The sequence below is a fragment of the Mucilaginibacter sediminis genome, from assembly GCF_051903035.1.
GTDB lineage: Bacteria > Bacteroidota > Bacteroidia > Sphingobacteriales > Sphingobacteriaceae > Mucilaginibacter.
Genome location: NZ_CP170602.1, coordinates 7,051,939 through 7,065,532, shown reverse-complemented (window position 1 = coordinate 7,065,532; position 13,594 = coordinate 7,051,939). Strand labels below are relative to the sequence as shown.

12 protein-coding genes are annotated in these 13,594 nt (G+C 43.2%); 3 read left to right on the top strand and 9 right to left on the bottom strand.

Features of this window, described 5'->3' with window-relative positions:
• Positions 1 to 11: 11 nt before the first annotated feature.
• From ACFGVS_RS29525 to ACFGVS_RS29515, 3 genes are all read right to left on the bottom strand, one after another.
• A complete protein-coding gene (locus ACFGVS_RS29525; RefSeq protein ID WP_439696688.1) occupies positions 12 to 452 on the bottom strand; it encodes a hypothetical protein in 441 nt (146 codons plus the stop codon).
• Positions 453 to 563: 111 nt separating this feature from the next.
• On the bottom strand, positions 564 to 929 hold the full coding sequence (locus ACFGVS_RS29520; RefSeq protein ID WP_439696687.1) for an RNA recognition motif domain-containing protein: 366 nt from the start codon (positions 927 to 929) through the stop codon (positions 564 to 566).
• A gap of 130 nt (positions 930 to 1,059) precedes the next feature.
• Positions 1,060 to 1,572, bottom strand: coding sequence for a YdeI/OmpD-associated family protein (locus ACFGVS_RS29515; protein ID WP_439696686.1), 513 nt, complete (start codon positions 1,570 to 1,572; stop codon positions 1,060 to 1,062).
• A gap of 167 nt (positions 1,573 to 1,739) precedes the next feature.
• Between ACFGVS_RS29515 and ACFGVS_RS29510 the strand changes: the two genes are divergently transcribed.
• Positions 1,740 to 2,168 carry a nuclear transport factor 2 family protein gene (locus tag ACFGVS_RS29510; protein ID WP_090645324.1) on the top strand — a complete coding sequence of 143 codons (429 nt, stop codon included), beginning with the start codon at positions 1,740 to 1,742 and terminating at the stop codon, positions 2,166 to 2,168.
• A 401-nt stretch (positions 2,169 to 2,569) separates the two neighbouring features.
• Here the strand turns inward: ACFGVS_RS29510 and ACFGVS_RS29505 are convergent, their stop codons facing one another.
• The gene (locus ACFGVS_RS29505) at positions 2,570 to 3,229 is read right to left on the bottom strand and encodes a GDSL-type esterase/lipase family protein (RefSeq protein ID WP_439696685.1); all 660 of its coding nucleotides are present in this window, start codon (positions 3,227 to 3,229) and stop codon (positions 2,570 to 2,572) included.
• Between the two features lie 3 nt (positions 3,230 to 3,232).
• The gene (locus tag ACFGVS_RS29500; protein WP_090645318.1) at positions 3,233 to 3,721 is read right to left on the bottom strand and encodes a cytidine deaminase; all 489 of its coding nucleotides are present in this window, start codon (positions 3,719 to 3,721) and stop codon (positions 3,233 to 3,235) included.
• A gap of 451 nt (positions 3,722 to 4,172) precedes the next feature.
• Here ACFGVS_RS29500 and ACFGVS_RS29495 point away from each other — a divergent pair, with 451 nt between their 5' ends.
• Positions 4,173 to 5,669: a hypothetical protein gene (locus ACFGVS_RS29495; protein WP_439696684.1), complete on the top strand. Its 1,497-nt coding sequence runs from the start codon at positions 4,173 to 4,175 to the stop codon at positions 5,667 to 5,669.
• Positions 5,670 to 5,725: 56 nt separating this feature from the next.
• On the opposite strand, the gene ACFGVS_RS29490 is transcribed toward ACFGVS_RS29495, so the two are convergent.
• Entirely contained in the window at positions 5,726 to 6,877 is a 1,152-nt protein-coding gene (locus ACFGVS_RS29490; protein WP_439696683.1) for a hypothetical protein, read from the bottom strand.
• A 2,210-nt stretch (positions 6,878 to 9,087) separates the two neighbouring features.
• On the bottom strand, positions 9,088 to 10,737 hold the full coding sequence (locus ACFGVS_RS29485; RefSeq protein ID WP_439696682.1) for an FMN-binding glutamate synthase family protein: 1,650 nt from the start codon (positions 10,735 to 10,737) through the stop codon (positions 9,088 to 9,090).
• Between the two features lie 203 nt (positions 10,738 to 10,940).
• Here ACFGVS_RS29485 and ACFGVS_RS29480 point away from each other — a divergent pair, with 203 nt between their 5' ends.
• Positions 10,941 to 11,483, top strand: a complete 543-nt coding sequence (locus ACFGVS_RS29480; protein WP_090645299.1) for a YceI family protein — start codon at positions 10,941 to 10,943, stop codon at positions 11,481 to 11,483.
• Between the two features lie 455 nt (positions 11,484 to 11,938).
• Here the strand turns inward: ACFGVS_RS29480 and ACFGVS_RS29475 are convergent, their stop codons facing one another.
• Positions 11,939 to 12,145 (bottom strand): heavy metal-binding domain-containing protein, encoded by a 207-nt coding sequence (locus tag ACFGVS_RS29475; protein WP_090645296.1) that lies wholly within the window; start codon positions 12,143 to 12,145, stop codon positions 11,939 to 11,941.
• A gap of 2 nt (positions 12,146 to 12,147) precedes the next feature.
• A complete protein-coding gene (locus tag ACFGVS_RS29470; RefSeq protein ID WP_439696681.1) occupies positions 12,148 to 13,593 on the bottom strand; it encodes a PepSY-associated TM helix domain-containing protein in 1,446 nt (481 codons plus the stop codon).
• Position 13,594 lies beyond the last annotated feature (1 nt).

Here is a 13,594-nt window from a genome sequence, read left to right as displayed (position 1 = left end):
ATTTTCGTGGTCTACCCTACTAACAAAAGCGTCACAAAAACACCGGTCACCGTAACTGCACCACCTATAAGCGCTGCAAGCAGCGCCCGCCATATGGTATATACGCCACCGCCGGCGGCAAAATGAGCCTTCATTTGTGCTCCTATGAGCTGTTGCGCCAATATATAGGCAGCCCAGCTATAAGCCAGGGGAATTATATATGTTGGTACCTTCTTAGTATCGGGCAGCATGAATACCACGCCGAATAATACTATTGTTGCAAGAACGCCAAGCACAATGGCTATTTTTGACTTTTTGTCTTCGTCAAAAGCCCGATAATTTTCGGATATGAGGTAGCCGGCAATTATTGGCCCGCCCAAAAAGGTAGCCACCTGGATAGACCGGAGCGTATATATCTTTTGTGTAGTTACATCTACGAAGAGTGATTTTTCTTCCTGTTCAAGGATTTCCATGCGGTTTAGGAATTGGTGTGGTTTATTTATATCACGCTAATATATTAAAATTTAGCCTGATGCAAAAAACGTTATTCCTAAACAGCAGCAGTAAAAAAACGGCCTAAAGCATCAAAACGGCCTCCTCGGTCTTTTCTGTTTTTCGTTTGATGTATGCGGGTTTACCTTTTGATATTGATTTTTGGGTGTAAAGGATTTTTTAAAAGGTTGCTTTGGAGGTTCCGGAGCGGGCCGTTTGTCGTCGGCTAAGCGTACGCTGATTTCACGATCGTCAATTGTTGCGCCGTTTAATGCATCAATAGCCCTGATTGCACCGGGCTCGTCTGCCATATTAATAAAGCCATACCCTTTGCTTTGGCCTGTATCAATGTCGGTAATGATCTTTACTTGTTCAACCTGGCCGTACAGGGTAAATATCTCAAGTAATTCGATCTCCTCCATATCGCGGGGTATACCCACAATAAATAATTTAACCATTCTTTTTATTGATGAATTACAAATCTATGTATTGCTATTATCGTTTATGCATTTTGTTAAAGCAATGCCATTAAATATTGCTTTTTTTAACTGGCAATTTAAATTTATTCTCGTCATTAATAAGGTGTCATTATTCCCTCGCCCTTTTCAGTTCCCGCAGCATCATTCCGTAATCCATTCGCCTTACCATGGCGTTTATGGTGCTGGCTATCCGGTTGGCGCGGGTGGCGTCGGTTTTGGCGCTATCTATCCATTTTATAAAATAGCCGCGGTGGCTTTCGGCAAGGCTGTTAAAAAAAGCCTCGCCTTCGGGTTCGTATTCAAAACATTCCAGCAGATCGGCAGGTATCGCAAATTTAAAATCATCATCGGGTTCAAGCTGCACGCGCAGCATGGCGCCGCGGCTTTTGTGCAGGGCTTTGCAAACATCTTTTTTCAGCGCCATAATAAAGTTGCCCTCGCCCATGGGCATCAGGGCCATGCCGCGCACGTCCAGGTTATCGAGTTTGCCCTTCACCCGGAAAGATTTTTTATTCCCGGGCTTCATTTCCTGCGCAATATCGGCCGGAATTTCAATATAAGTCCAGCCGGTTTTTTCGCCCTGTTCAGCAAATTGCAAAATAATGGTAGTAAAATCAACCATAGCGTGGTATATATTATATTTCTGTTGCTAAATATTTAATAAAAAATACCAATTGTTAAATGTTTGTTAAATCGTACAAATCTATTGATTTAGCTGTAACGAAAGGAATAGTGCCGCTGTCTTATAGATATAAATTAAAAAACAAATAACCTCCAAACAACAACAATATGAAAACCTTAAAATCAATAATCGCAGCAGTAGCTTTAGTAATAGTATGTGGCGCAGCCAAAGCAAACGTAAATGCCGAAGGCGACAACCTGACCCGCAATTTCGCAATAAATACTTATGTAGATGCCATGACCCGCGGCAAAATTCAGGGCCTTGGCGATGTGGTTGACCAATCGGCCAAATTTAATATGTTACGTGGTAAAAACGTATTAAGCTTTACCAAAAACGAAATGATTGAGTCGATAAAATCAAACAAAAATATCGAGCAAAATTGCACCACCAGCACCACCATTATGGAAAGTAACTCCGACATGGCCGTTGTAAAAGTAGATATGCAGTTTGACGGCTTTGTGCGCACCAACTACGTAACCGTTGCCAATACCGGCAAAGGCTGGAAAATTACCAACGTATACAGCGTTTTTAAATAAAAAGAGAGTTTTAGTTTAGTGTTTATAATGTAAGTAAGTATAGGCCCCGCCAGGCGGGGCCTTTTTTATTGCACACGAATGAGGCGAATTTATAAACACGAATGGCACGAATTTATTCGAATTGCACGAATTGCCTGTGCATCATGTATTGGAATTTACATAAACATTCGCTTAAACGCTGGCTAAAACTCACCCGGTCGAGGCTACGCCCGACCACCCTCTCTTCACCTGCGGTGGAAAGAGGGTTTATTTTTAAATAATTGATAATCAAATATTTATTTTAGTAACAACTCTAAAACCCTCTTTGCGGCGCAGCCGGAGAGAGGGTGGTCGGGCGTAGCCTCGACCGGGTGAGTAGTTGCCGCCATGCGATTACTTCATTGTCCCTTAGGGTAACTTTTTTACCGCACCAATGGCCTCAGCACCTTTTCCCATTTATCATAGCCTTTCGGGTTCAAATGCAGGTAATCGCTTTTAAACAGGCTACTATCGGGCTGGGTGGTGCCGGGCTTGTAGATGGCCGGCACTAAATCTACATAATGGCTCTTAGGCTTATTCTTCAGGTAGGTTTTGATCAGGTCATTAGCTTTATACACTTCGCCGTAATATTTGGCGCGCGATGGGCTTGGCTTTACCGACATATAATAAACCTCGGCTTTGGGCAGCTCCCTGTGTACCAGCATCCATAGCTTACTAAGCTCATCGGCTACAAACTGCCCGGATTTCCCGGCTGCGATGTCATTTTCACCGGCATAGATAAATATTTTTCGGGGACGATATGGCATCATGATATAGGGCGTATAATAATCAACCAATTGCTCAATGGTGCTGCCGCCAACGCCGCGTTTAATAATGGGCTTACCGGCAAAGCGTTGTTCCAGGTCGGCCCAAAGGCGGATGGATGAGCTGCCTATAAATAAAATGCCGTTCTTTTTAGGGAAGCTGATGCTATCCTGGTGCTTAAAGGCTCTGATCTCGTTATCAAACGGAAACCCTTGCTGCGCAAACAAATTAGCTGTAAAAGCACAGCCCATCAGCAATAAAAGCAGTTTTAATTTCATGGTTTATGTAGTAAGGCGCTCTTCAAAAAACAAAAAGGGCAGTTGGTTTTCAATGCCTTGTATTACCCAAACAGGCCCCTGCTGTGCATATAATATAATTTTGATGGGCTTGTTCTGTTTTTTTTCAACTTCGGCCAATACCTGCAGGCACGATCCGCATGATGTTACCGGGCGGGTAAGCTCAAATTCATCAGTCTGGGCGGTTACGGCCATGGCTTCCACCGGATCGTTGGGGTGGTTGGCGCCCCAATAAAACAACGCGACCCGCTCGGCGCATAATCCCGAAGGATAGGCTACGTTTTCCTGGTTGCTGCCATAAATAATTTTGCCGCTTTGCAACCGCAACGCCGCCCCTACCCTGAACTTTGAGTATGGCGAATGGGAGTTTTTTAATGCTTCGGCTGCTTCAAGACACAGCCTGTAATCTGTTTTATCCAATTGTTCAATAGAATCGTATTCGTCGAAAGCTATTTTAATTTCGTGGTTAGTCATAATTATAGCCCCTCAAAAAAAGAAGGGGAAACAAGATAAGAATTATTTGCGAAATAAGTTTGGTTTGGGTGGGAAAGTGTGTAGAAAATCCTCCTGCGTCTGCCTCGTACAAGGTTAAACCTGTTTCTTCCTGTCTCAAATCTCAAATCTAATATCTCATATCTAATCATGGCGATGCCTTTGGCCCGGGCTGTGCACTCATACGTGCACAAGGCATTAGGCGCGGGCCGGTATCCGTTTCCATCCCTATCGCGGGGGAGTTTGGAGGAATTGGGGGTAAGCGATTCTTTTTAATTCCTTCTCTGCTTGAACCGGTTCCAATCTACTAATTCCACAACTCATTTTTAATAATTTCATTAAATTTGTTAATCAAGCTATTAACATGTATTCCATCAAAAAACATGCTGCTAATTGTTAAATTTGGATATAATAAAATAACGGATGAACTCGAATGGATACAATTGCTTCAGAACTAAAAACGGCATATCCAACAATTATTTTGCAATGGAAACATGAGCCGTTTGAAAAATTCTTAGGAAGTTTTAAAAGTGACATTCGCTACGAGTTAGGTATTACTAAACCAGATATTTTTAATAGCGTCTTTCGCTTTTCGGTAGGGGTTATTATGACCTACTTACATCAATTCAACGGTGAAGTATTCAAAGCAAAAACAGAAACAAACTTTGACGTTCGCTACTACCATGATGCGCCCACGGTCGAATTCCTATTTGAGTTGGTTGACAACGCTACCTTCGAATTTGAGAAAATTTTCCATTCAAGATTACAAGGAACAAATTTAATGTATCATAAAATACTTAAACCTAAAATAAGTGATTTACAAGAAAGCATACAAGAGGTTATCGATCATTGGGACAAGCCAGCGAAGAAATTCAAAGCGAGTGGCGGTGAGCGTTTAAGCCAGTTTAAAAATTTGCCAACAATTCCTGAATATAAAAGCTATGGTGGTAATAACGTAACAATGGAGCAAAAGATTCTGCGTAAATTGGAAACAGGCCAAGATGTGAGTGTAGAAGAACGAAAGGCGTTTGAGGATTTAGGACAATTCTATAACGAACTGAATGCACAACTTACAGAATTGAATTATAAATCATTCACAGCCCAAGATATTCAAGATTTTAAAAATTATATTCATTACGCTTTTAATTCTCACTGCCTGATCACAAATCAAGTTACCATTGCGGGCAATTTATTTCGACTAGTTGTTAATGAAAAAGTCACTGATAAAAATGAATCGATAGCCGATGTGAAATTTTTAACCTATCCGCCATTAGAAACTTTAAAGGAGAAGAATAGATATAATAGAGCCAGTACTTGTAACAATACTCTATTATATCTTACCGAAACTGTTGATACAGCTTTAAAAGAAATCCGTCCCCCTGAAAATCAAATTGTCACAATTGGTGTTTGGGCACCAAAGCGAACTCGAACATTTACCCAATACCCGATTGAGCATAGCGAATGTGCAGCAAAAGCAAACTCACAAATAGCGCAAGGATTGCAGGCGTTAAAACTTTTAAATGACGGTCAAGACCCACTTTTAGCACGATACATGACAAATTATTTCAATTTACTTGCACGGGAGTATTCAAAATCTGTTACCGACGAAAATCATTTTGAATATATGCTATCAGCAATTCTCTCCGACAGGATATTTGAGCTTGATGACGACAATTCCAACTTTAATTATGACTGCATTTCCTATCCGAGTGTAGGCAACAATTTTTTCACGAGAAATTTAGCAGTAAAACCTAATGTAGCTGATACGGAGTTTAGGATCGTACAGGCCATTGAATTTGAAGTTATGAAAGCACATTACGACAGAACACCCGTTCAATCGTTAAGTACTTATAGCATATCAGTTGCGGAAATTAAAAATTATCGGGAAACATGGAATATTACAGATACTGGCCACATTATATGGGAATAGATCCTCAGCAATAAAACATTTTTATTTTAGCTTTTAAATTAAAAGTATCATATTTTCTATGGTTTCCTAGTACTATCAATGGTATTTGGGATTTTATTAAAATCTTGCTGACTGACCGGGCTTACACCGGTTTCCGTAGTGTACAAGGCATTTAACAGACTGTAAATACTAGCGTAAACCAGTTTGAGTTGTTCGATACGGGAATCGCTTTGCTGATCGACGCGCAAGTCTAGGTTTTCGAACATTACCTCGGCTCGTTTCAGCCATTTCTTTTCCGAGGTATCTTCCTTCATTCCCCAGTACTCTTCAAAGGTTTTGTAACTGATAGTATTATAGATTTGCTCATCCTTTTCCAACATAAGGTCGCCGATACCCTGCTGCCAGTCGCGGTAGATCAGACCTAGTTTAACGGACACTTCTTTGATAATTAATTCCTTACTAGTCGCCAGCGGTTCATGTTTGATTTTGAGCGCGGCCAGGAGTTTTTCCAGATCGACGATAAAAGACTCTTGCTGATCTGGTGTGAGATCTGCAATATAATCCAATAAATCGTCCTGCAAATACTGGTTGATCAAGTGATCTACTTCGACCGAAAACTTCTCCAGGATATCGGCTGGAACGGTATCTGATTTGACCTTCGCAATCGTAAAAAGAGCTTGGGCGACATACATTTCAATGCGCTGGCCGTCGGCCAGTGCGGATTCTATGGCGCTGATACATCCAGATATTTCATGAAATTTTGCATCGCTTTTGGGAATAATCATCGACGATTCCAGTATGCGGTAAGCCCTGATCCAGCCCATGAGAACGCATAGCCTGTAAATGGAGCTTTTGTATTTGTAATCGTAAAAGGTATTCAGTGGTGCATTACTCCATAGATAATGTGACCTAGTCCGGTAAATTTCATGCAGTCGGTTATTAATTGCATTGGCTGACCGGAAAAGGTTGACCTTATAGAGCTGGAATAGGGCCTGGCCCGTCCGGCTGGCGGTTCTCTTTTCGATCCAACCTGGGATTAAATAATCTTTGAAAATAAAGCCAATCATAACTGTGAATATTGTTGCGGACGCAACAATTAACGCTGCTTGCACAGACGCTTCGCCAATCTTAAAAACACTTTTGCTGTTATGCAATACTGCTATAACTTTATTTAACGAGTCTATATGTTTTTTATACAGTTCTAAACTATCGATATTATGATTGGCCATGGTTTTATAAAGCTATATACAATATTATTAATATTCTTAAATTTTCATACACTTGCCCCCTCGCAGCGCTTGTGTAGTGGAAATGAGTGATAACTCATTTCCAACCTTCCCAGCCCCCCCTTTAGCGCAAGTCTTGTGAAGTTGATTGAGCAGGGCTGACCTGTGACTTTGGAAAAGCTAAGTTAAGAGATTGCTTAGTACCTCGTATACCATAGTTTTTGTTCGGCTAAATCGTTCCCCGAAAAGTAAATAGTTCATTAAACCCCTCCCTGCCTTTGCGCTCATTTCTATCGCGCCCCTCCCGAGGGAGGGAACTGGAAAAAGTGACTTCGGAATTCGAAAGCTCTCGTCTTCCCCAAAGCGTCAGCAGAACAGCTTCGGGCGAAAACGGCCAAAACGATGGTGGGTAGTGCGGTGGCAGGGCATAGGAAGTTTTTGCAAGTGCGGGGGATAAAGCGCACCGGGGCAAAATAATTCCAGCCCAGGTTTTGGCCGTTTTGCAGGGCAAAGGCCCCAAGCGCAAAGAAGCATTTCTGCTGACTTGAATTATTCGCTGTCGTTTGTTTTTTATAGGTGCTCATTATCTCGCTACGCTCGGTCTTTTGGTCCTTTTTGTTTCAAGACAAAAAGGACTAGGCCCTCCCGCGGCCATGAGCGGGCCGATGTTGTAGCTTCTACAAGGTAATTTCGCAACCCACAAAACATCGGGCATAGTTCAGCGATTGCTTCGTGCCTTATAATGACATGATTATAATACGTTGATTATCAAATTTATTTTTTATTCCCCTCTCGAGAGGGGGCGCGGTAGGAGGTGCGTTGGCAGGGGTGTGTTTTTCCGCGTTTCATTGCGCATGCATAACACACCCCTCCGCCCCTCTCAAGAGGGGAATCGCACTTTTCCACCGCTTTTTAAAAGGAAGCGCAAATCTGATGGTCCCAGAATAACCCCATTTGCAACCATGTCATTACTGTTTTTTCAGCCGAAGCTGATGGATACTCGCAATGACATAGTTTTCGCTCAGCTAAATCGTTCCCTGAAACGTAAATAGTTCATTAAACCCCTCCCTGCCTTTTGCGCCCATTTCTATCGCGCCCCTCCCGAGGGAGGGAATTGCTTTATTCATCCAAATGATGGTCAGGAGATGGGCTTTTTTATTTCTGTAGCTGGTTTTCGATGCCGGAAAATCTCCTGCTTGATCCTAAAGAAGGCGTAAATCAGCAGGGTTAAACCCAGGATCCAAAACAGGGCGTAAAAATTTCTTAACTTCTCCATTTAATGCAAATATGGGGGTAATAAATATAATAATTGAATTTAGGTGATTAGGGTTTAAGCCAGGGAATTCACTTTAAAACAGGAGGCACCTACGGGAGCCCAAAAACTATTGCTTTTTTTACCACAAACACGGTACTCCGCCGGAATTATAAAAATCTGTAAATGCATAGCAAGATTGTTCTAAACCCTGGAAGCCTTTTCAGAACGATTTAGCACCCACCGATTATAGCGGAGTCACGTGTTTATAGCGTTTGCACCCTCCCGCAAATTGGCTCCGTAGGTGCTCCCTGTTTACCGTTAATTTCAAAGCGGTGCGCGTTGAATTTCGCAAACAAGGGACACAAATTGCTAAATCGTTTTTTCAACAAAAAGCAACCCATGCAACAAAATGCATTTGATTGCCCTCCTCCCATAACTATCGGCTCGTTTACCCGGGCCGGTCGCCGTTTTTTTCCCAAAACAGCGTTTCCTTGTCAGTAAAAATCACCTCTTCAAAAAGAGTTAATGAATATTTTAGAACTATTGTTCCAAAACAAAAATTCAGTTTTAAATTTGTTGACTTATTGAAAAAAATAAACCACGTTTGGCAGGTGCTTAACAGGGTGCCGGAAGGTGCCGGCGAGGGTTGACAAGGGGCTGGCAAGGGTGCGGCAGGTGCATTTGAAGGGAGAGTGTTTTTATATAACAATCTGATTATCAATAGAGTTATTTTTCAACACGTCCCTTTTTTATATACAAACCTATAGCTAAATACAAATGCAAATACCGCACTGCATTTGCACCTCGTTATTTTATTTATTATATTTGAGTAGGCGGTTAAGTTGAGTGTTTATTAGCTCCAATAGCCACACATAGCGCCCCGTGATTAGATGCTTCGTACCTGCCTATGACAGGGAGGAGAGACATATTTCTCCGTGACTTGTTTTTGTTCCTGATATTAATTACTTGATACTGTATAAGAACTCACATTACTATAATCAATATTAGTTACCACGCTATAATCCGGTAAAAAAGTATTTTCACTGCTCAGGGCCATGTCCAGTTCAAAATTGGCGGGATATGGGGTGTTCAGCAGGCTGCCTTTGGGGATATAGGGGAACAGTTCGGCATAAGTTTGTATCTGGCTGTGGTTAATGCGCCGGTAAATGAACATGCGGTGCAGATCGCAGGGCTTGGTGAGGCCGGCGGCACCTATCATCTGGATAGCGCTGCCTACCGTTGCCTTGTGGAAGTTGGCTACCCGTACCTTTTTATCATCTACCACCAGGCCGCGCATCAGGCTTTTATCCTGGGTAGCTACGCCGGTTGGGCAGGTATTCATGTTACACTCCAGCGCCTGGATGCATCCCAGGGCGAACATCATGCCGCGGGCGCTGTTACACATATCGGCGCCGATGGCAAAGTTTTTCACCAGGTCGAAACCGGTAGCTACCTTGCCCGATGCGATGAGCTTAATATGTTTTTTAATATCGAACCCGGTAAGGGCATCATATACAAAGGCCAGAGCCTCGCGCAGGGGCATACCTACCGAGTTAGAAAACTCCAGCGGCGCTGCGCCGGTACCGCCCTCTCCCCCATCAACAGTAATAAAATCGGGGTAGATGCCCGTTTTAACCATGGCCTTGCAAATAGCCAGAAATTCGCTTTTATGCCCCACGCACAGTTTAAAACCGATGGGCTTGCCGCCGGATAAGTCGCGCAGTTTTTTGATAAAAGTGGTTAAACCAATAGGATCGCTAAAAGCGGTATGATATGGCGGCGATACTACATCCTGCCCCATCTCTACCAAACGGATCCGGGCAATCTCGGGCGTTACCTTGGCTGCCGGTAAAATACCGCCGTGACCCGGCTTTGCGCCTTGCGAAAGTTTGATCTCGATCATTTTTACCTGCGGAAGCACGGCGCGCTGGGCAAAGGCATCGTAATCAATAGTACCATCCTTATGGCGACAACTGAAATAGCCGGTACCTATTTGCCAGATAATATCGCCGCCGGGCTGCAGGTGGTGATCGCTCAGGCCGCCTTCGCCGGTGTTATGGGCAAAGTTATCCAGTTTTGCGCCACCGTTAAGGGCCAGTATAGCGTTCTCGCTCAACGAACCAAAACTCATGGCTGATATGTTGAATACGCTGGCCATATAAGGCTGCTTACAATCGGGCCCGCCAACTTTTACGCGCGGGGCCATATCCAGTTTATGGTGATCAATAGCCCCGATGCTGTGGTTAAGCCATTCGTAGCCGTTCTCGTAAACGTCAAGCTCGGTACCAAAGGGGCGGGTATCATCAACCATTTTGGCACGCTGGTAAACTACACTGCGGTTTTGACGGTTGAACGGGGTACCGTTGGTATCACTTTCCACAAAGTACTGGTATATTTTGGGGCGCAAATCCTCCATCAAAAACCGAAGGTGGCCAAACACCGGAAAATTGCGCACGATGCTGTGCTTCTTTTGCACCAGGTCATAAAAACCGACGGCATAAACAGGCACCATAATCACAAACGACCAGGCCGCGGGTCTCCAGATGATAGTCCACCCGGCAAGGGCGGCAAATATGATAAAGAATGAAACGATAAAGAGCTTTCTCATTGGACGGTTAAATTGGTATGAAGCTGGTGTTATATTATATAAAAGTAGATTTTAATTTAAACAATGGCGCAATTGTATGGTTAAACTGGTAATTCAACGTCGGCAAATTGTAATTCAATGTCTGAGAATTGTAAATTAGTAATAATAGATGTTTAAACATCTAATTTTGTATTATCTTTGTCTCAACAAAAAAAACAAATATCATGTCAACACAAACAGCAACAAAATGGGTTATCGACCCAATGCATTCAGAAGTACAATTTAAAGTAAAACATTTAGTTATATCAACCGTGAGCGGTTTTTTCAAAAGCTTTGCCGGTGAGTTAATCACAGATAACGACGATTTTGAAAATGCCGAGATAGACTTTACGTTAGATATCGACAGCATCGATACCAACCAAACTCAACGCGACGAGCACTTGAAATCGGCTGAGTTTTTTGATGCGGCAACCTATCCAAAAATCAGCTTCAAATCAACTTCATTTACCAAAACCGGTGATGATGAATATGCTTTAAAAGGCGATTTAACCATCAAAGACGTAACCAAACCGGTATCGTTAGATGTAGAATTTGGCGGTTCGGCTGCTGATTTTTATGGTAACACCAAAGCTGGTTTCGAAATCAGCGGTAAAATTAACCGTAAAGATTTCGGCCTTACCTGGGATGGAGTTACCGAAGCCGGCTCAATTGTAGTAGGCGAAGATATCAAACTGTTAATTAACGTTCAGTTTGCCAAACAAGCTTAATTGTTTGAATGCTGTTGCTGTGTTTTAATAATTAAAATGCCGCTGTTGTTAAGTATACGTAACAGCACGGCATTATTGAAAACAGCAAAGCAATACAAACTTTAAATAAAAAGCCATCCCGGAAAAGGATGGCTTTTTTGCGTTGGAGGGAGGATCAATATTCGATGCAACAAACAGCGCTGGCATGCTGAGCTCCGCGGAAGCATTGCGGGCAAAGGCCTCTCCACGCGTCCTTCGACAGGCTCAGGAGGACAGGCCTACCCTCCTTTAAAATAAACTTGTCTTGCTGAGTTGTAAAATTTCGCCAAACTATGAATGGGAATGACAAAAAAGTAAAAGACTGTCATGCTGAGGTACGCAGCATCTATTCGCGAACATTTCTGGTGTTACGCTTGGCTTAGAGTAGATGCTTCGTACCTCAGCATGACAGTATCTTATTATACAAAAAGATAAACTTACTTCCCCGCCGTTGTATCCCGCTCCACCAACTCCATACCGCATTTGGTGCACGTGCCAGGTTTATCAAAAGCTAAATCGGGGTGCATGGTGCAGGTATATTTACTCTTCGTTTTTACTCCGGTTTTAGTATCCGGGCTGCTGCACGACGTAATGCTGCTTAAACCAAATGCGGACAGTGCCAATATGATGATTAATTTTTTCATGGTTATTTATTGTTTATAAATGAAGCAAAGCCAAATAAAGATACCACCAGCACCCCTAAAGCGGCAAGCATACTCACGATATCGCGGATATTTTTGCCGGCCCAGGTCATCCCGAAGTATTTATGCAGAAAGATAAAGGAAAGTCCCTCTGCCCTATCTACACCCGTTACTTTGGTGGCTAGTTTAGATGTGGAGGTCTCGATGTACCAGTTATCGCCATTAGGATAGCTCACCCGCTCAACGGGCAGGCGTTTATTGATAAAACCATATTCGTTATCAAATTGCGTCACCTGGTGCACCGTAACCCGACCATAATACTTCCCAGCTTCTAACCGGGGCTGATAGTAGGTACTCAGGAACCGGGCATAATCCTCATCGGCATTAAGCTGCTCTTTACCAGTGATGGTGTTAAAATAGACTATCTCCTTTTGGTCATCGGTCGCCTGGTAATAGGTATTGCCGCCGAAACTAACCACCCCCACTTTGCGGATAAGGCTATCGGCCAGGGGTAGTGTTAAGTTGGATATGCCCAATTGTCCGCGTTTAATCACCTGCCCGTAATCTGCCTTAACCGGCCCACTGTTGCGTAGCTTCACGGCCAGGTGAAACGCACCGCTAATCACGAAGGTGAACATTACAAAGGATACCATGAGCCCTATCTGCCTGTGAAACCGGTGCAGGAATCGTTTGTCGTCATCTCCCCTGGTTTTTCGTTTTTGAGCGCTGGTTTTAAACTTCTTCCACATCAAACCATAAACTGTTAACCCGCTAATAAGCGCAAACAGCATGATACTCATGATAACGAGTAATACCACGTTACGGAAAGTATCGCCACCCCACCGGGCCAAAAACTCCCAGGTATGAAACTCCTCAAACAAGGATAAAAACGCCTTGCGGGTGTTGTTATTAAATGTACCCATGCGGCTTTGCCCGGTCTCTACATAAACATCCATACCATCGGGCCGGTCGAAAGACACTTTCAATACGGGCAGTAAATGGTTAATAGGCTGATACTCGCTATCAAAACTACGCTGAGGGCTAATTTGTATGGCCGTTGTGCTGTCCTGCACAAAATAGCGGGCCAGGTATTCGGCATAGTCGGTATCGCCATGCGGTAATAATACGCCATCGGTTGCCGAATAGTAATTATATGTACTATCTACCCCAAGTACCTGGTAAAAGGTGCCTTTTTTAAAGTTGATGAGGCCAAAGTTCCTCAACGCGGTGATATGATTGCGGTCCATCACCTGCTGAATGGTAAGTACCGGCTTCATTTTGCTTTGCGGCAAAGGGTTAAAGATCTCACGCGCAATCGACGGTCTGAACCAGTTGGACATGAACGGATGCGATAACCCGCTCAACGTCCAGAAGATAACCGGGATAAGGGAAGTTAAACCCAGCACCCGGTGCCATTTATAAAAGTTGCTTTTTACTGATGATGATGCCATG

Coding starts and splice junctions, on each gene's coding strand:
- ACFGVS_RS29525 (WP_439696688.1), bottom strand. CDS start 452: ATGGAAATCCTTGAACAGGAAGAAAAATCACTCTTCGTAGATGTAACT.
- ACFGVS_RS29520 (WP_439696687.1), bottom strand. CDS start 929: ATGGTTAAATTATTTATTGTGGGTATACCCCGCGATATGGAGGAGATC.
- ACFGVS_RS29515 (WP_439696686.1), bottom strand. CDS start 1,572: ATGGTTGATTTTACTACCATTATTTTGCAATTTGCTGAACAGGGCGAA.
- ACFGVS_RS29510 (WP_090645324.1), top strand. CDS start 1,740: ATGAAAACCTTAAAATCAATAATCGCAGCAGTAGCTTTAGTAATAGTA.
- ACFGVS_RS29505 (WP_439696685.1), bottom strand. CDS start 3,229: ATGAAATTAAAACTGCTTTTATTGCTGATGGGCTGTGCTTTTACAGCT.
- ACFGVS_RS29500 (WP_090645318.1), bottom strand. CDS start 3,721: ATGACTAACCACGAAATTAAAATAGCTTTCGACGAATACGATTCTATT.
- ACFGVS_RS29495 (WP_439696684.1), top strand. CDS start 4,173: ATGGATACAATTGCTTCAGAACTAAAAACGGCATATCCAACAATTATT.
- ACFGVS_RS29490 (WP_439696683.1), bottom strand. CDS start 6,877: ATGGCCAATCATAATATCGATAGTTTAGAACTGTATAAAAAACATATA.
- ACFGVS_RS29485 (WP_439696682.1), bottom strand. CDS start 10,737: ATGAGAAAGCTCTTTATCGTTTCATTCTTTATCATATTTGCCGCCCTT.
- ACFGVS_RS29480 (WP_090645299.1), top strand. CDS start 10,941: ATGTCAACACAAACAGCAACAAAATGGGTTATCGACCCAATGCATTCA.
- ACFGVS_RS29475 (WP_090645296.1), bottom strand. CDS start 12,145: ATGAAAAAATTAATCATCATATTGGCACTGTCCGCATTTGGTTTAAGC.
- ACFGVS_RS29470 (WP_439696681.1), bottom strand. CDS start 13,593: ATGGCATCATCATCAGTAAAAAGCAACTTTTATAAATGGCACCGGGTG.